Below are 17,843 nucleotides of genomic sequence, written 5' to 3'. Positions count from 1 at the left end.
GCCAGAGCTGACCGCCGCCAAGATCATCGTCTCCGGTGGCCGTGCCCTGGGCAGCGCCGAGAAGTTCAACGAAGTCATGATGCCGCTGGCCGACAAGCTGGGCGCGGCCCTGGGGGCCTCCCGCGCCGCGGTCGATGCGGGTTACGCCCCCAACGACTGGCAGGTTGGCCAGACCGGCAAGATTGTCGCGCCCCAGCTCTATATCGCGGCCGGTATCAGCGGTGCGATCCAGCACTTGGCCGGCATGAAGGACAGCAAGGTGATTGTGGCGATCAACAAGGACCCGGAAGCACCTATCTTCTCGGTGGCTGACTATGGCCTGGAAGCCGACCTGTTCACGGCGGTGCCTGAGCTGGTGGCTGCGCTGTAAGACTGTAAAAAATGTCATTGCGGGCCTGACCCGCAATCCATGCTGGATCACTACACCTGTCGGTACATGCGGCATGGATCCCGGATCGAGTCCGGGATGACAACACACCGGAGACAAGACATGAGCTACAAAGCCCCCCTCAAGGACATGTTGTTTGACATCAAGCACCTGGCCGACATCGATGCCGTGGCGCAAATCCCCGGCTTTGAAGAAGCCGGTTTTGAAACCGCGCAAGCCGTGCTGGAAGAATGTGCCAAGTTCAACGAAGGGGTGCTCGCACCCTTGAACCGCGAAGGCGACATCAACCCGTCCAGCTGGAAGAACGGTGAAGTCACGACAACACCTGGTTTCAAGCAAGCCTACAAACAATATGCCGAGGGTGGCTGGCAAGGCCTGCAACATCCGCTGGATTTTGGCGGCCAGGGCCTGCCCAAAACCATAGGTGCGGCTTGCGGCGAAATGCTCAACTCGGCCAACATGAGTTTTGCGCTGTGCCCCTTGTTGTCGGACGGCGCGATTGAAGCACTGCTGACGGCCGGCTCGGATGAGCTCAAGGCCACCTACCTGGAAAAACTGGTCAGCGGCCAATGGACAGGCACCATGAACCTGACCGAGCCGCAAGCCGGCTCCGACCTGGCCATGGTGCGCTCCCGCGCCGAACCGCAGGCCGACGGCAGCTACAAAATTTTCGGCACCAAGATTTTCATCACCTACGGTGAACACGACATGGCCGAGAACATCGTGCACCTGGTGCTGGCACGGGTCACCGGCGCGCCCGAAGGCGTGAAAGGCATCAGCCTGTTTGTCGTGCCCAAGTTCATGGTGGGCAAAGACGGTGCACTCGGCGCGCGCAACGACGTGTTTTGCGTCAGCATCGAGCACAAGCTGGGCATCAAGGCCAGCCCGACGGCGGTGTTGCAGTATGGCGATCACGGTGGCGCCGTGGGTTACATCGTGGGCGAGGAAAACCGCGGCCTCGAATACATGTTCATCATGATGAACTCGGCGCGTTACGCCGTGGGCATGCAGGGGATTGCGGTGGCCGAGCGCGCCTACCAGAAGGCCGTGGCTTTCGCCAAGGACCGGGTGCAAAGCCGGCCGGTGGATGGTTCGATTGCCGCCAGCGCACCCATCATTCACCACCCCGATGTCAAACGCATGTTGATGACCATGCGTGCCTACACCGAAGGTTGCCGCGCGATGGCTTCGGTGGCCGCCGCCGCTTATGACGCGTCGCACCACCATCCCGATGCGGACGTGCGCAAGCAAAACCAGGCCTTCTACGAATACATGGTGCCGCTGGTCAAGGGTTACAGCACCGAGATGAGCCTGGAAGTCACCTCCTTAGGTGTGCAGGTACATGGCGGCATGGGGTTCATCGAAGAAACCGGCGCCGCGCAGTATTACCGTGACGCCAAAATTTTGACGATTTACGAAGGCACGACCGCGATCCAGGCCAACGACCTGGTGGGCCGCAAAACCGCGCGTGATGGCGGCCAGACGGCCAAAGGCATTGCCGGCCAGATCGAGAAGACGGAAGCGGCGCTGATCAAGCAGGGCGGCGCGGCAGCAAAAGCCGTGGCCAAACGCCTGAAGGCCGCGCGTGAAGCGTTTGTCGATGTGGTGGAATTTGTCGCCGGCAACACCAAGGCTTCGCCCAATGCGGTCTTCGCCGGCAGCGTGCCTTACCTGATGCTGGCCGGCAACCTGGTGGCCGGCTGGCAACTGGCACGTTCGCTGCTGGTGGCGGAAGAAGAACTGGCCAAAGGCCATGACGTCGACTTCATGAAAGCCAAGATCACCACCGCGGTGTTTTACGCCGACCATTTGCTGAGCAAGGCCCCCGGCCTGCGCGACAGCATTGTTGAAGGCGCGGACAGCGTGACGGCGCTGGCGCTGGAAGCGTTCTAAATCGACGCTTGCTGAAATCGCTATTAAAAGAGTAGCTGTTGGCGACCACAGGACGGGGGCTACAGCCTATTTTTTCATAAATTTTTGCTTCTACACACGGAAAACACACCATGTCCAGACTGCCTGCCCCGCTCGACAAACTCCCACTGCCCATCATCGCTTCGCCGCTTTTTATCATCAGCAACCCCAAGCTGGTGATTGAACAATGCAAGGCCGGTGTGGTGGGTTCCATGCCCGCACTCAACGCCAGGCCGGCGGCGCAGCTGGAAGACTGGCTGGCCGAAATCACCGAGACCTTGGCTACCTACAACAAAGCGAATCCCGACAAACCTGCCGCGCCTTTTGCCATGAACCAGATCGTGCACAAGTCCAACGACAGGCTGGACCACGACATGGAAATGTGCGTGAAGTACAAGGTGCCGATTTATATCACCTCGCTGGGCGCACGCGAAGACATCAATGCCGCGGCACACAGCTACGGCGGCGTGGTCTTGCACGACGTGATCAACAACAAGTTTGCGCGCAAGGCGATTGAAAAGGGCGCTGACGGCCTGGTGGCTGTGGCGGCCGGTGCCGGCGGCCATGCCGGCGTGAAAAGCCCGTTTGCGCTGATCCAGGAAATTCGCCAGTGGTTTGACGGCCCGATCGCGCTGTCCGGCGCGATTTCGACCGGCGGCGCTGTGCTGGCCGCGCAGGCCATGGGTGCCGACTTTGCCTACATCGGCTCGGCTTTCATCGCCACCGACGAAGCCCGCGCCGCTGACGCCTACAAACAAGCCATCGTGGACAGCAGCTCCGACGACATCGTCTACAGCAACCTGTTCACCGGCGTACACGGCAACTACCTGGCGCCGTCCATCATCGCCGCCGGCATGGACCCGGCCAACCTGCCCGAGAGTGATGCGAGCAAGATGAACTTTGGCGGCGACGCCAAGAAGGCCTGGAAAGACATCTGGGGCTGCGGCCAGGGCATAGGCGCGGTCAACAAGGTACAAAGCACGGCCGACTATGTTGCGCAGCTCAAGCGCGAGTACCAGCACGCACGCCAAAGGGTGGGCGTCTAGGCCTCGCGCCGCATGGTTATTCCGGCCGCTGCCACGGCGCCGCCTGCGCAGCGCCTGCCCGGGATCGACGCGCTCAAGGCCCTGGCCTGCGTGTTGATCATCTGGCACCACCTGGCTTTTTACGGCCCGATGTCGGATGTGGTGCACCACGCAGCACCCGGCCTGATGGACTGGCTCTACACCTATGGCCGCATGGCGGTGCAGGTGTTTCTGGTAGTGGGTGGTTTTCTCGCGGCCTGTTCCCTGGCGCCTGAGGGCGTCGCGGTTTTTCAGCAACCCGGCCACCTGATCCTGCGCCGTTACCGCCGGCTGGCGCTGCCCTTGATGGTGGCGGTGTTCATCACGGTCGCGGTCGCGGCCCTGGTGCGGCCCTGGTTGGCCGATGACTCGGTGCCGGACGCGCCCACCTTCTGGCAACTGCTCAGCCACATCTTTTTGCTGCAGGACGTGTTGGCTCAGGAGGCCTTGTCGGCCGGCATCTGGTACGTGGCGATTGATTTTCAGTTGTTTGTGATCAGCGTGGCCGTGCTTTCGCTGCTGCGTGACACGCGGCACCGCTGGCTGGTGCTGGTGCTGGCGGCGGCGTCCTTGTTGTATTTCAACCGGGATGCCGGGCTGGACATGACGGGCCTGTATTTTTTCGGTTCTTATGCGCTGGGCATGCTGGCCTGGTGGGCTTCACGCAGTACCCATCCAGCGCGCTGGCTGCTGGCTATTGCTGTGTTGGGTGGGCTGGCGTTGCTACTTGATTTCAGGGGCCGGCTGCTGGTGGCCGTGCTGGTGGCGCTGGGTCTGGTGGGGTTGCAGCGCGGCTTGTGGGCTGCGCGCTGGCTACAAGCGCCGTGGTTGCTGCAGCTCGGGAAAATCTCGTATTCGGTGTTCCTGATTCACTTCCCGGTGTGCCTGCTGGTGAATGCCTTTATCAGCCATTTCTGGCCGACCCAGTTGCTGGCCCATACCCTGGGCCTGCTGGCGGCCTTTTTGCTGTCCCTGCTGGCCGGCGCGGCCTTGTATCGCGGTGTTGAATCTCCGCACGCGCCTTTGCACGCCTGGCGCAAAACTCGTTTGATCCCGCAGTAAAGCCCGTGACAGGCATTTTTTTTAAGTAAAAAGTGCCTCTAGCCCATATCCGACGGTCGCAAGAAGCTATCAAATAAGTAGCGATTCAGGTTGCCCGCTCAGCGCCTGAACATCTCAAGCTTTAACACCGAGGCCTGGCCCAGCCAACTGGCATGGGTCGTGTGGTCAGCCAGATCATCGCCCGTGAGGCCGTGCACAAACACATCGAGCCCGTTGCGGTGTTGCTCCAGCCGGGGAATCAGGCGCTCAAATTCCGCGCTGTCAAAGGCCAGCTGGCAACTCCAGTGCGGGTGCGGGCCAACTTCGCGTTCATGCACACGGCCCACGCTGGCCTTGAACAACTCGCCGGCCTGCTGGCGCAAGGCACGTGCTTGTTCCACGGTATCCGGGCCGAAATAAACATGGGCGTGGTAGCGGTCGTAAAGGTTTTCGGGGCGCTGGGTCATGCGAGGGCAGGGCTATGGAAAAGAAGCTTTGATTGTCAGGCCAGCATGGTTTTTCTGACGTCGTCAGGGGTTCTGGATAAAATGACTGTATATTTATACAGTTGTAAATAGTTGCCATGAGCGATGTGATCATTCCCCTCCATGCCATCAAAGGCCGAGGCACGGCCACACGCATCGCGCACCGCTTTGAGAAAGATACACGGGCGGCCTACGACGACGGCTGGGGCACGCTTCAAGAAGCAGGTGACGAGGCGCGGCGTCTCGACACAGAAGTTTTGTTTGAAGACGCGCGTAGCGCGATTGTGCGCAACGACTCGCCCGACATCTTTTTTGACTACAGCCTCAACCCCTACCGGGGTTGCGAACACGGTTGTGTTTATTGCTACGCACGGCCCACTCACAGCTACCTGAATTTTTCGCCGGGCCTGGACTTTGAAACCAAAATCATTGCCAAGCGCAATATTGCCGAGGTCTTGCGTGCCGACTTGGGCAAACGCAGTTATGTGCCCAAACTGCTCAATATCGGCTCGGCCACCGACTGCTACCAGCCGGCGGAGCGCGAGTTGCGGTTGACGCGCGCTGTGATCGAGGTCTTGCAGGAGGCTCGCCATCCGTTTTCGCTGGTCACCAAGTCCAGCGGTGTGGAGCGCGATATCGACTTGATCGCCCCCATGGCCGCCGATCGACTGGCCGCGGTGTATGTGACCATCACCACGCTGGACGGCGAGCTGGCGCGCAAGCTGGAGCCACGTGCCGCCGCGCCGCATCGCCGGCTGCGCACCATAGCGACGCTGGCAGCGCAGCGCATTCCTGTCGGTGTCAGCGTCGCGCCGCAAATCCCGTTTGTGAACGAGGACATGGAGAAGGTGCTGGAAGCCGCCTGGCAGGCCGGCGCACGTTCGGCGTTTTACACCGTGGTCCGTTTGCCCTGGGAGGTGGCGCCCTTGTTCCAGCAGTGGCTGGAAATACATTACCCGCAGCGTGCGGCACGCATCATGGCGCGGATTCATGACATGCGCGGCGGCAAGGATTACGACAGCGATTTCGCCTCGCGCATGAAGGGCCAGGGTTTGTGGGCCGAGCTGATCCGCCAACGGTTTGCGAAAACCTGCCAGCGCCTGGGTTTCAACCGCGAACGTGTCGAGCTGGACCTGAGCCAGTTCAGGCCACCGGCAGCTGCGGGGCAGGGCCACCTCTTCTGAACCCGTGACGGGGCTGGGGCCGCCTGCCAGGGCCGGCCTTCGCAGTACCGCACTGCAAACGTGCGGTATCGCCAAGCCGCTACGATCACGGGCTTCGGCCAACCCGCCTCGCCGCATCATCATGGATACGGCTTCAGGCACGACTCGTGGAGAAGTTCACTCATGCACGGCTTGCATTTCACTGCAGACCTGTGCCCATGCAGGGCAGGCCGGTCGGTGCCCGCCTGCTGCCACGCCGCCGTGCCACGTTATATCGACGGACCCCAAGCCGCACGCTAGTACAGCGTCGACCTGAGTGTGGCAGGTCGGCGCATCCGGTGCTCCGGGACGCACTCGACATCCGCTTTCCGCGCCGCTAACACACCTCTCGCGCATCCTTTTCGGCCGCAGCAGCTGCTGCCCTTGATGGACTTGTCACGGCCGCCTGCCGCGCGCCGTCGTTCCCGCACGCCTGGAGTTTTTTGTGGTCTTGTCCTTGCCCCCTTATTGCCCACCCTGTTTTCCGTCCCTGCCGCCCTGGCTGTCCCGCGCGTCCTGGCCCTCTTTTCCTTCCTGGCACCTGCGGCCCGCCGAGCTGCGCATCGACGTGGGCCCGCAAACAAGCAGGCCTCTGGGCGACGAGTTGCAGGACATCTATACGCAGCTGAACAAGCCGGAGGGGCGCTTGGGCGGCCTGCCTGAAGAGGGCATGCAAGACCCCGAGTTTGTGATCCGCAGCCGCGAAGCCGACGGCGAACATTATGTGTATGTGGAAGATATCCGTCAGCAGCGCCTGGCCGGCTACACCGTCTTCAACCGGCTGATCGAAGTCGGTCGCCAGGCGGACCGCTACATCCGGGCGCCGCACTCCAAATACGATGTGGCCTACCAGCGGCGCGGCCTGGCCACGGCGGTCTACCAGCGCGGCCTGGCGTCGGGCCTGTGCCTGGTCAGCGGTGCCCGCCAGTCGGCCGGGGCCCACGCCTTGTGGCGCGCGCTGGCCAGGAACTACGACTGGGGGTTTGTGGATCTGCGCAACAAGCGCCTGCGTTACCTCGGCCGGGAGATTTCACCGCAGGTGCAGGAAGACTTGCACACGCGGATATTTTTGCTGGGCGAGGGCTGGACGCTGGCGCGTTTTTCCGAGGCGGCCGGCATGAGTTGAGGCGCCGTCGCGCCGCTCGGTTTATTCAGACAGCTGGCGCGCGTGGTGGTTCAGGTGGTCGGCCATGAAGGTGGCGATGAAGTAATAACCGTGGTCGTAACCGGTATGCCAGCGCAGCTGCAGCGCCTGGCCTGCCTTGGCGCAGGCGGCTTCAAACAGGTGAGGGTGCAACTGTTCGGACAGGAATTTATCGGCCAGGCCCTGGTCGATCAGGATACCGCCGGGGTAGGGCGCTGCGTGCAGCTTGGCCATCAAGGCCGTGGCGTCATGGTCCGCCCAGGTGGATTCGTCGGCACCCAGATAAGCCGTGAAAGCCTTGCGGCCCCAGGGGCTGTGGCGGGGTGCGCAGATGGGCGCAAAAGCCGACACCGACTTGAACAAGTCGGGATGGCGCAAGGCCAGGGTCAAGGCGCCGTGCCCGCCCATGGAGTGACCGAAGATGCCGATGCGCCCGGCCTGGATGGGCTGGGTGCTGGTCAGCAGCGGCAGCAACTCCGCCGTGATGTAGCTTTCCATGCGGTAGTGCGCCGACCACGGCGCTTGTGTGGCGTCAAGGTAAAAGCCGGCGCCCACGCCCAGGTCCCAGCTGTCGGCTTCGCCGGGCAGCTTGGCGCCACGCGGGCTGGTGTCGGGCGTGATCAGCGCCAGGCCCAGGCTGGCGGCCAGTCGCTGTGCACCGGCCTTCATCATGAAGGTTTCTTCGGTACAGGTCAGGCCAGCCAGGTACATCAGCGCGGGCACCTTGCCGCCGGCCTTGTCGATCAGGATTTGCGGCGGCAGAAACACCGAAAACTTCATCGGCAAGCCGATCTCGCGCGAGTCGTGGCGGTAAAAACGCTGCACGCCACCGAAGCAGGCGTGTTCACTAAGGAGTTCAGGTTGTGTGGTCATGGGCCTCTTTCAATTCGAGCAGGGGCCGCGGAACCGGCTTAGCCGGGCCGCAGGCGCAGCGCCCCCTGAGGGGGCAGAGAGCTACACGCAGTGAGCGAACGTGGGGGCTAGTAAATAATTACGCCGCGAATCGATTCGCCGCTTTTCATCAGCTCAAAACCCTTGTTGATGTCTTCCAGCGGCATGGTGTGCGTGATCAGGTCGTCAATGTTGATCTTTCCTTCCATGTACCAGTCGACGATCTTGGGCACGTCGGTGCGGCCGCGCGCGCCGCCGAAGGCCGAACCTTCCCACTTGCGGCCGGTGACCAACTGAAACGGGCGCGTGCTGATTTCGGCACCGGCTTCGGCGACACCGATGATGATGCTGCGGCCCCATCCCTTGTGGGTACATTCCAGCGCCTGGCGCATCACCTGGGTGTTGCCAATACATTCAAAGCTGTAGTCGGCGCCGCCGTCAGTCAACTGCACGATGGCATCGACCACGTTGTCGACTTCCTTGGGGTTGATGAAATGGGTCATGCCGAACTTGCGCGCCATTTCCTGGCGCGCCGGGTTGATGTCCACACCAATGATCTTGTCGGCGCCCACCATCTTGGCACCCTGGATCACGTTCAGGCCAATGCCGCCCAAACCAAACACCACCACGTTGGCGCCGGCTTCGACCTTGGCGGTGAACAGCACCGCACCAATCCCGGTGGTGACGCCGCAGCCGATGTAGCAGACCTTGTCAAACGGTGCGTCCTTGCGGATCTTGGCCAGCGAAATTTCAGGCGCGACCGTGTAGTTGCTGAAGGTGCTGGTGCCCATGTAGTGGAAGATGGGTTTGCCGTCCAGGCTGAAACGGCTGGTGGCATCGGGCATCAGGCCCTTGCCTTGCGTGCCGCGGATCAACTGGCACAAATTGGTCTTGCGCGAGAGACAAAACTTGCACTGGCGGCATTCCGGCGTGTACAGCGGAATGACATGGTCGCCTTTTTGCAGCGTGGTGACGCCGGGGCCGACATCGACCACAATGCCCGCGCCTTCATGGCCCAGGATGGCCGGGAAGATGCCTTCCGGGTCGGCGCCCGACAAGGTGTAGTAGTCGGTGTGGCAGATGCCGGTGGCCTTGATCTCGATCAGGACTTCGCCAAACTTCGGGCCTTGCAGGTCCACGGTTTCAATGGTCAGGGGTTGGCCTGCTTGCCAGGCGACGGCGGCTTTGGTTTTCATGGGAATAAGAGCTTGCGCTTGGAGTGAACGGTGAATGAATGGCACTATAAATCAGACCCCGCCCTGGTGCGCTGCGGGGTGCTGCAACGCCCGACTTGCCAGAGGGCATGACAAGTTGGCCGAAAAATTGCATGGCCTGTGGCGTGACCCGTGTCATGGAGGGCTTGGGTAAACCATAAGCTAGTATTTGCGACTTATTGTGAGAATCAAGCCCACCTTTTTTACATTTATCCCGTATTTATTTTTTTAAAAGAATCCCGCATGAAACTCTCGACCCTCACGACCGCCGTACTGCTCACGCTGGGTCTGGCCACCACCGCCAGCGCGCAAACGCTGAAAAAAGTGGCCGACAGCAACAAGATCACCGTGTCTTACCGCGAGTCGTCCGTGCCTTTCAGCTACTTGATAGGTTCGACCAAGGCGGTCGGTTTTTCGGTGGACCTGACCGAAGCCATCATTGATGACGTGCGCAAGACGCTCAAGAAGCCCAATCTTGAAGTGGCTTACATGCCGGTGACCTCGCAAAACCGCATCCCGCTATTGACCAACGGCACTTACGACCTGGAGTGCGGCTCGACCACCAACAACACCGCCCGCGGCAAGGACGTGGCCTTTGCCATCAACCATTTCTACACCGGCACGCGTTTGCTGACCAAGAAGAGCTCAAACATTAAAAACTACGCCGACCTGGCCAAAAAGACGGTGGCCAGCACCACAGGCACGACTAACGCGCAGGTGATACGCAAGTACAGCGCCGATAAAAACCTCGACATGCAGCTCATTTTGGGCAAGGACCATGACGATTCGCTGCTGCTGGTTGAAAACGACCGCGCCCTGGCCTTTGCCATGGACGATATTTTGTTGTTCGGCCTGAAGGCCAACTCCAAAAATCCGGCCGCGCTGGACGTGGTGGGCGATTCGCTGCAAGTCGAACCCTATGCCTGTATGCTGCGCAAGGATGACCCCGAGTTCAAAAAACTGGTCGATGGCAGCATCACGCGCCTGATGACGTCGGGTGAATTCAGTAAAATGTACGACAAGTGGTTCGTCTCGCCGATTCCGCCCAAGGGCGTAAATCTGAACCTGCCCATGAGCGAGCAGCTCAAGGCCAACCTCACGGCCATGAGCGACAAGCCGGCGATGTAAGCGTGGGCGGTGCCTTGCGTCTGATTTTTGGTAACTACTCAGGTCTTGTGAATCAATGACTTACACCCGACGTGACTTCAAAGGCGCTCAAATATGAAGCAAATTTCGGTCGAAATTCGCCGAGTTTTGAATTTTTCGATTCGGGCGAATTTCTAAGTCGTTGATTTATATGAAATTCATAGCTACAGGTGGACCTGCAGTAGTTACCTTTTTATAAGAAAAAAGTGCCTCCAGCCCTTGAGGGGCGGGCGCAAGCAGCTATGAATTAAATAGCGCCTGCGCCGCAACTTCAGGCGCTGAAGAAACTTTTCAGCTTGTCGGTCCAGCTTTCGCCGCTGGGCGAATGTTTGGCGCCGCCTTTTCTCAGGGACTCGTCGAGTTCCTTGAACAGCTTGCGCTGGTGCTCGGTCAGTTTCACCGGTGTTTCCACCGTGATGTGGCAATACAGGTCGCCGGGGTAGCTGGAACGTACACCCTTGATGCCTTTGCCGCGCAGACGGAACTGCTTGCCGGACTGTGTGCCTTCAGGAATGTCGATGGCGGCTTTGCCGGCCAGGGTCGGCACCTCGATCTCGCCGCCCAGCGCTGCTGCTGCCATGCCGATGGGCACCACGCAATGCAGGTCGTCGCCGTCACGTTCGAAGATGTCGTGTTTCTTCAGCCGGATCTCGATATAGAGGTCACCCGGCGGGCCGCCGTTGGTGCCCGGCTCACCGTTGCCGGTGGAGCGGATACGCATGCCGTCGTCGATGCCGGCCGGAATTTTGACTTCCAGGGTCTTGTTGTTCTTGGTCTTGCCCACGCCGTGGCAGGCCACACAAGGCTCGGGAATCAGTTTGCCCGTGCCTTTGCACTGCGGACAGGTTTGCTGCACGCTGAAAAAGCCCTGGCGCATTTGCACCGCACCATGGCCGTGGCAGGTGGTGCAGGTGACCACCTTGGTGCCGGGCTTGGCGCCGCTGCCGTGGCAGGTTGTGCAGTCGTCCCAGCTTGGGATGCGGATTTGTGCATCCTTGCCGGTGGCAGCTTCTTCGAGCGTAACTTCCATCGCATAACTGAGGTCGCCGCCGCGATAGACCTGGCGGCCGCCGCGCTGTCCGCCGCGTCCCTGCTGCCCACCAAAGACGTCACCAAAGATATCGCCAAAGGCCTCGGCAAAACCACCAAAACCTTCCGCACCCGGGCCGCCGCGGTTCGGGTCCACGCCAGCGTGGCCGTACTGGTCGTAAGCCGCGCGTTTTTGCGCATCGGACAACATCTCGTAAGCCTCTTTGGCTTCCTTGAATTTTTCTTCCGAGGCTTTCCCGGTCTCGCCCTGGTTGCGGTCCGGGTGGTGCTTCATCGCCAGCTTGCGATAGGCTTTCTTGATGTCTTCGTCGCTGGCGTTTTTGGGAACACCCAGCGTGTCGTAATAGTCTTTTTTGATGGCCATGGAAATTGCGTGTTCAGTGGAGAGAAATGCTTGCTGCCCGAATATGGCAAAGCGGAATCCGGGGTGACCCCTGGCTTCCGCTTCGCTGCATCGAGGCTATGCCTCAAAAATAGGCATTACCCTTTTTTGACTTCCTTGACTTCGGCATCCACCACATTGTCGTCGGCTGCTGGTTTGGCAGCTGCCGCTTCTTCGGCACCGGCTGCACCACCGGCCTGAGCCGCTTGTGTTGCCTGCATGTCGGCGTACATTTTTTCACCGAGTTTCTGGCTGGCTTCCATCAGCGCGGTGTTTTTCGCGTCAATGGCTTCCTTGCTGTCGCCTTTGAGGGCTTCTTCCATCTCGGTGATGGCGGTCTCGATTTTTTCCTTCTCGCCGGCTTCGAGCTTGTCACCGTATTCGGTCAGCGATTTCTTGACGCTGTGAACCATGGCTTCGGCATTGTTCTTGGCGGTCACGAACTCGACTTTTTTCCGGTCGTCTTCGGCGTTCAGCTCGGCGTCTTTCACCATTTGCTGGATCTCGGCTTCGCTCAAGCCCGAGTTGGCCTTGATGGTGATCTTGTTTTCCTTGCCGGTGCCCTTGTCCTTGGCGCCCACGTGCAAGATGCCGTTGGCGTCGATGTCAAACGACACTTCAATTTGCGGCGTGCCGCGTGCGGCTGGCGGAATACCCTCGAGGTTGAACTCGCCCAGGCCTTTGTTGCCGGCAGCAATTTCACGCTCACCCTGGAACACCTTGATCGTCACGGCCGGCTGGTTGTCTTCAGCGGTCGAGAAGGTCTGGGCAAACTTGGTCGGGATGGTCGTGTTTTTCTTGATCATCTTGGTCATCACGCCGCCCATGGTTTCAATACCCAGGGACAGGGGGGTGACGTCGAGCAGCAACACGTCGGTGCGGTCGCCGGACAAGACCTGGCCCTGAATCGCAGCGCCCACAGCCACGGCTTCGTCAGGGTTCACGTCCTTGCGCGGGTCCTTGCCGAAGAATTCCTTGACCTTCTCCTGCACCTTGGGCATGCGGGTTTGGCCGCCGACCAGGATCACGTCATGGATGTCGGCGCTGCTCACACCGGCGTCCTTGACCGCAACGCGGCTCGGGGCGATGGTGCGTTCGACCAGCTCTTCAACCAACTGCTCCAGCTTGGCACGTGTCATCTTGATGTTCAGGTGTTTCGGGCCCGAAGCGTCTGCCGTGATGTAGGGCAGGTTGATGTCGGTCTGCGCGCTGCTGGACAGCTCAATCTTGGCTTTTTCAGCGGCTTCCTTCAGGCGCTGCAGGGCCAACACGTCGTTCTTGAGATTGACGCCGGACTCTTTCTTGAACTCTTCGATGATGAAGTCGATGATGCGCTGGTCGAAATCTTCGCCGCCCAGGAAGGTGTCGCCGTTGGTCGACAGCACTTCAAATTGTTTTTCGCCGTCGACATCGGCAATCTCGATGATGGAGATGTCGAAAGTACCGCCGCCCAGGTCATAGACCGAGATCTTGCGGTCGCCTTTTTCCTGCTTGTCCATGCCGAAGGCCAGGGCCGCGGCCGTGGGTTCGTTGATGATACGTTTGACATCCAGACCGGCAATGCGGCCGGCATCTTTGGTGGCTTGGCGCTGCGCATCATTGAAATACGCAGGCACGGTGATCACAGCTTCGGTGACCGGCTCGCCGAGGTAGTCTTCGGCGGTCTTTTTCATCTTGCGCAGGATGTCGGCAGACACTTGCTGCGGAGACATTTTTTTGCCGTGTACTTCGACCCAGGCGTCGCCGTTGTCGGCCGCCACGATTTTGTAAGGCATCAGGTCGATGTCTTTTTGCACTTCTTTTTCGGCAAACTTGCGGCCGATCAGGCGTTTGACCGCGTAAAGCGTGTTCTTGGGGTTGGTCACGGCTTGGCGCTTGGCCGAGGCGCCGACCAGCACTTCACCGTTCTCTAGGTAGGCCACGACCGACGGCGTGGTGCGTGCACCTTCCGAGTTTTCGATGACGCGGGGAACATTGCCCTCCATCACAGCGACGCAGCTGTTGGTGGTGCCCAAATCGATGCCGATGATTCTTCCCATGATTGCTTACTCCTAGATTTTCTGTTTGCTTGATTAACTCAGCGGGGATGGCCCTTCAGGCCAGCCGCTGTGAATGACTATGTTGATGACTTGTGGATAACTTGGACTGTTTCAAGTGCCGCACGCGCCTGGACAGGGGTTTATTTGGGGGCGGCCACCATCACCAGCGCCGGACGCAAGACGCGGTCGGCGATCAGGTAACCTTTTTGCAACACGCTGACCACGGTGTTGGCTTCCTGCTCGGCCGGCACCATGCTGATGGCCTGGTGCTGGTGCGGGTCGAAGCGCTCGCCGTTCGCGGGGTTGATCTCGACCACCTTGTTGCGTTCCAGCGCGCTTTTGAGCTGTTTGAGCGTGGCTTCTGTGCCTTCGCGCAACTGCTCGACGCTGGCTTCCTTGATGGCCAAGCCGGCTTCCAGGCTGTCGGCAACGGGCAGCAGGCTTTCGGCAAAACCCTCGACGGCGAACTTGCGGGCCTTGGCAATTTCATCGTCGGCACGGCGGCGGGCATTTTCAGCCTCGGCCTTGGCACGCAGGAAGTTGTCGGCCAGTTCGCTGTTTTTGGCCTGCAGCAGGACCAGTTCGGCTTGCGCTGCGCTCAGGGCATCGGCTTCGTTGGCGGCTTGCGCGGCTTCCAGTTCTTCCGGGCTGGGAGCGCCTGTAAGTGCTTGATTTTGTTCGGATTGTTTGTTTTCTGGCATGGTCGGAGGCGGTTATTCAAAAGGACAAGTGAGCTAGCTGGGGGCAGCAAAGCCCTTTTCAAGGCAAGGGTTTGTGCCCCGATGCCTGACCTGCAACGTGCGTCTGCGTTAGCAGGCGCCGTCAACATGCTATGAAATAAATAGCTTCCTGCGCACGCAGGAAAAGGGCCAAGGGCGGATTTTATACAAAAAAATCAAGCGCCCAGCCACTTGGCGCCCAAATGAAAAGACAGGCGCCAGGCCTGTCTTTCAGGAGGGGGAGACAGTTTATTTTTTCTTGACCGTGCTGCCGGCAGCGGCCTTGACCTGGCTGGTGGTCCATTTGGCGGCAAAAGCCTGCATGTCGTTCAGGCGTTTGAGCAAGTCGGCACCCAGTGTGGTGACGGTGTAGCCTTCGTTGCCGTGGCTCATCAGGCCGGCGTTGCGCAATTCCTTGATGCGGGTGTTCAAGGTGTTGGGGGTGATGCTGCCGATGCTGTCCTGCAGCAGGCGGAAGGTTTGCGGGTGACCGTCTTTCAGGGCCCACAACACGCGCAAGGCGTAACGCGATTCAAGCAGTTCAAACAGTTGGCCGACGGCGGCATTTTCTTTGGAACTCATTAGGGGGATCTCCTGGTCACGTTTTTGTCACGGTTAATCGGTAAGCACGGGCTTGATGCGAAATATAGCGGAAATTTTGAACTGCTACTAGTTTTGTAGCTGCCTGCGCCCGCACGGTGTAGCTTCGCAGCCAAAAGGGCTTGAAAATTTGGGGCGGATGGAGTAATCCCCCGGGCGCTGTTCACGGCCTGCGCATCAGAGGTAAATTTTTTGCAGCAGGCGAAGCAGCGTTTTGCGCTCGGTGGCGCTCAGGCGGGCGGCGGCGTCGGATTCCAGTTCCTGCGCCGTGTTTTCGGCCTGGCGCATCAGTTTCTGGCCGCTGGGCGTCAGGTGCAGGCCAAAGGCCCGGCCGTCGCGCGGGTGTGGTTTGCGCTGAATCAGCTCGCGCCGTTCCAGCGCGTTGATCATGCCAACCAGGTTGGGCGGCTGGATGTTCAGCGCCGCGCACAACTGGCGCGAGGTGATGCCCGCGTTGTGTGTGATCAGCGAGATCACCGAAAAATCGACCGGCCGCAAGTCATACACCGCCATGCGTTCCAGGAAACTTTCGATCACGACCACCGCGGCGCGCCTGGCGTTGTAACCGAGCAGGCTTTCCAGGTAGCGGGTATCGACGGTTTCGACAGCCGGGGGTAATTTTTCTGGCATCGGATGGGGCGGGTCTGCAGGTGGTGGGGAGGGGCGTTAGTATCGCCGCTGCTTGGCCGGGGCCGGCTGGCGGCTTTTGTCCTGGTCTCTTGCTTTTATCGGCAACTGAAACTGGCCGCGTTTTCGCTGTCGCCGCTGCCCTGGTAACGCGGCACTTGCGGGTAGGGACACAAGAGGCGGGTGCGGGTGGCGCTCCAGTTGGCGGGTATTTCGGGGTTGGGCACGGCGGCGCCAGCACCGCGCGCCTGCGCCACCACGGCTTGCGGCGCCTGGCCTTGTTCGACCCAGCGCACCAGTACCTCCAGCATGTCCATCTGGTCGGTGGACGGACCACCGCGGCTGTGGTTCATGCCCGGCACGAGGAAGAGGCGGGCATGGTTGTCGGCGGCAGCGCCATGGGCCTGGCGGAAGTTGTCATGCCAGGTGATGCTGTCCAGCGCGGAAAATACCGGGTCGGCCGTGCCGTGAAAGACCAGCAGTTTGCCGCCCAGTGCAACAAAGCTACGCAGGGTGGGGTCAGGCGGCGTCATGAAGTTGATGGCGGATTCGCGGTAAGCCCCGTCGGTGGCCGACAGGCGCGCGAGGTCGCTGTCGATGTTGAACTGCAGGGCGTAGTCGATCAAGGTGTTGCCCTGGCCCGTGACCACGGCGGGCGAGGCCGGTGGGGTGTTCATCACAAAGGCCAGTGCGATGGCATCTCGCGGGCCCACGCTGTTGATAAATTTCCAGCTCGCCCAGTCGCGCCCCGCCATGCCCGGGTCCCAGGGCAGACCGGCATACACACGTTGGCCGGTCGCCGTCACCGGCCCGTTGGCGACGCTGGCCATGGCTGTTTTTTGCGCCGCGCTCAGGCAGTTGCCGTCGGGCACCGTGCTGGCTGCGCAACTGGGTACGTCGCGTTCAATGTTGAAGGCTGCCTGGCAGCCTTGCAGGTCGGCAACGATGCCGTCGGCCAGGCCGTCAAGCGCATCACAACGCGCGAGCACACGTCGCGCGAGCAGGGCCAGGTCTGCGGGTGTGAGGGCTGTGCTCAGATCGGGCCGGCCGGTGGCAGGGTTGGTTTTGGCGATACGCGCAAACTGCTGCGCGCCCCACACCTGCGCCGCGGCCGACAGCGGCAGCCTGTAGCCCGGTGTGCTGACCAGGATGCCGTCGTAAGCGGCCGGCAGGCGCGAGGCGGTGACAAAACCGTGGCGCCCGCCGTTGGAGCTGCCCACCAGGTACGACGTGTCTGGCGTTTTGCCGTAATAGGTCTTGATCAGGGCTTTTGCCATGGGCGTGAGTTGCGCCACGGCCTTGTAGCCATAGTCCAGTCGCGCCTGCGGGTCCAGCCCGAAGGTGGCGCCGCCTATCGGTGTGTTGCGGTCGAAGGTATGACCGGCGTCCGAGCTGATCACCGCAAAACCTTTGAGCAGGCCGTTGGCGGATGGGCCGCCGCCCAGGATGTCGCCATAAGCCGGGGTCTGGAAACCGTCGAGGCCGCCGTTGGCCTGGTAAAAGAAACGGCCGTTCCAGGCCGTGGGCAGGCGCATCTCGAACCCGATCGCATAAGGTTTGCCGTCTATCGGTCCGATGCGTTCGTGCATGGCGCCTTTGAGCACACAATGCGCGGGCATGGCCTCTGCGATGCCGGCTAATTTGAGCTGGCCGGCTTCCACCCGTTGCGCCGACAAGATGCGTGTGCCGGCAAAACTGAAACCCGCCGCCAAGCCTTCGCAAGTCATGACGGCACTGGAACCAGTGGCGGCAGGCCGCGCAGTCGGCGTGCTGCTGCAGGCGGCCAGCAGGAGCAGGCCGGCGGCGCTGGCCACCAGGCGGGTGACGGTGTGGGGCATGGGTGTCTCCTTCGTGTGGGCTGATGCGTTGGATGGCACCTGAAATTTGCTATAAATTCAATAGCTGCTTGCGCAGGTGGGATGGTGGCTGCAGCCTGTTTT

General features: G+C 60.8%; 16 protein-coding genes. 7 read left to right on the top strand and 9 right to left on the bottom strand.

The genetic code is table 11. The features are described 5' to 3' along the window. The 4 genes from R6254_RS06045 to R6254_RS06030 form a co-directional block, all read left to right on the top strand. On the top strand, positions 1-370 hold a 370-nt coding region (locus R6254_RS06045), incomplete at its 5' end, for an electron transfer flavoprotein subunit alpha/FixB family protein (protein ID WP_318405190.1). 120 nt (positions 371-490) lie between these two features. Continuing rightward, on the top strand, positions 491-2,281 hold the full coding sequence (locus R6254_RS06040) for an acyl-CoA dehydrogenase (RefSeq protein ID WP_318405189.1): 1,791 nt from the start codon (positions 491-493) through the stop codon (positions 2,279-2,281). A 110-nt stretch (positions 2,282-2,391) separates the two neighbouring features. Beyond that, positions 2,392-3,345 carry an NAD(P)H-dependent flavin oxidoreductase gene (locus tag R6254_RS06035; RefSeq protein WP_318405188.1) on the top strand — a complete coding sequence of 318 codons (954 nt, stop codon included), beginning with the start codon at positions 2,392-2,394 and terminating at the stop codon, positions 3,343-3,345. Positions 3,346-3,357: 12 nt separating this feature from the next. Further along, complete coding sequence (locus R6254_RS06030) at positions 3,358-4,425, top strand: acyltransferase family protein (protein ID WP_318405186.1); 1,068 nt, start codon at positions 3,358-3,360, stop codon at positions 4,423-4,425. A 98-nt stretch (positions 4,426-4,523) separates the two neighbouring features. Here R6254_RS06030 and R6254_RS06025 read toward each other — a convergent pair whose 3' ends face one another. Further along, the gene (locus tag R6254_RS06025; RefSeq protein ID WP_318405184.1) at positions 4,524-4,871 is read right to left on the bottom strand and encodes a DOPA 4,5-dioxygenase family protein; all 348 of its coding nucleotides are present in this window, start codon (positions 4,869-4,871) and stop codon (positions 4,524-4,526) included. A 116-nt stretch (positions 4,872-4,987) separates the two neighbouring features. Here R6254_RS06025 and R6254_RS06020 point away from each other — a divergent pair, with 116 nt between their 5' ends. Together R6254_RS06020 and R6254_RS06015 are read left to right on the top strand one after the other, a co-directional pair. After that, complete coding sequence (locus R6254_RS06020; RefSeq protein WP_318405182.1) at positions 4,988-6,073, top strand: PA0069 family radical SAM protein; 1,086 nt, start codon at positions 4,988-4,990, stop codon at positions 6,071-6,073. A gap of 469 nt (positions 6,074-6,542) precedes the next feature. Then, positions 6,543-7,217, top strand: coding sequence for an N-acetyltransferase (locus tag R6254_RS06015; protein ID WP_318405181.1), 675 nt, complete (start codon positions 6,543-6,545; stop codon positions 7,215-7,217). A 21-nt stretch (positions 7,218-7,238) separates the two neighbouring features. Here R6254_RS06015 and fghA read toward each other — a convergent pair whose 3' ends face one another. Both fghA and R6254_RS06005 read right to left on the bottom strand, forming a co-directional pair. Then, positions 7,239-8,108, bottom strand: a complete 870-nt coding sequence (fghA, locus tag R6254_RS06010; protein ID WP_318405179.1) for an S-formylglutathione hydrolase — start codon at positions 8,106-8,108, stop codon at positions 7,239-7,241. 107 nt (positions 8,109-8,215) lie between these two features. Next, the gene (locus R6254_RS06005) at positions 8,216-9,322 is read right to left on the bottom strand and encodes an S-(hydroxymethyl)glutathione dehydrogenase/class III alcohol dehydrogenase (protein ID WP_318405178.1); all 1,107 of its coding nucleotides are present in this window, start codon (positions 9,320-9,322) and stop codon (positions 8,216-8,218) included. Positions 9,323-9,583: 261 nt separating this feature from the next. On the opposite strand from R6254_RS06005, the gene R6254_RS06000 reads away from it, so the two are divergent. Beyond that, complete coding sequence (locus R6254_RS06000) at positions 9,584-10,468, top strand: transporter substrate-binding domain-containing protein (protein WP_318405176.1); 885 nt, start codon at positions 9,584-9,586, stop codon at positions 10,466-10,468. 289 nt (positions 10,469-10,757) lie between these two features. On the opposite strand, the gene dnaJ is transcribed toward R6254_RS06000, so the two are convergent. From dnaJ to R6254_RS05970, 6 genes are all read right to left on the bottom strand, one after another. Further along, the gene (gene dnaJ / locus R6254_RS05995; protein ID WP_318405174.1) at positions 10,758-11,900 is read right to left on the bottom strand and encodes a molecular chaperone DnaJ; all 1,143 of its coding nucleotides are present in this window, start codon (positions 11,898-11,900) and stop codon (positions 10,758-10,760) included. 116 nt (positions 11,901-12,016) lie between these two features. Beyond that, positions 12,017-13,957 carry a molecular chaperone DnaK gene (gene dnaK, locus R6254_RS05990; protein WP_318405172.1) on the bottom strand — a complete coding sequence of 647 codons (1,941 nt, stop codon included), beginning with the start codon at positions 13,955-13,957 and terminating at the stop codon, positions 12,017-12,019. A 140-nt stretch (positions 13,958-14,097) separates the two neighbouring features. Beyond that, positions 14,098-14,658, bottom strand: a complete 561-nt coding sequence (gene grpE, locus R6254_RS05985; protein ID WP_318405170.1) for a nucleotide exchange factor GrpE — start codon at positions 14,656-14,658, stop codon at positions 14,098-14,100. A 267-nt stretch (positions 14,659-14,925) separates the two neighbouring features. Beyond that, positions 14,926-15,258: a winged helix-turn-helix transcriptional regulator gene (locus R6254_RS05980; RefSeq protein ID WP_318405168.1), complete on the bottom strand. Its 333-nt coding sequence runs from the start codon at positions 15,256-15,258 to the stop codon at positions 14,926-14,928. 195 nt (positions 15,259-15,453) lie between these two features. Further along, positions 15,454-15,906: a MarR family winged helix-turn-helix transcriptional regulator gene (locus R6254_RS05975; protein WP_318405166.1), complete on the bottom strand. Its 453-nt coding sequence runs from the start codon at positions 15,904-15,906 to the stop codon at positions 15,454-15,456. A gap of 95 nt (positions 15,907-16,001) precedes the next feature. Further along, complete coding sequence (locus R6254_RS05970; protein ID WP_318405165.1) at positions 16,002-17,741, bottom strand: tannase/feruloyl esterase family alpha/beta hydrolase; 1,740 nt, start codon at positions 17,739-17,741, stop codon at positions 16,002-16,004. Between the last annotated feature and the right edge of the window lie 102 nt (positions 17,742-17,843).

This window comes from Polaromonas potterensis (assembly GCF_033446725.1).
In the GTDB taxonomy this organism is placed as follows: Bacteria; Pseudomonadota; Gammaproteobacteria; order Burkholderiales; family Burkholderiaceae_C; genus Polaromonas.
Note: the sequence above shows the minus strand (reverse complement) of the source record. Positions and strands in the feature narration are given on the sequence as shown.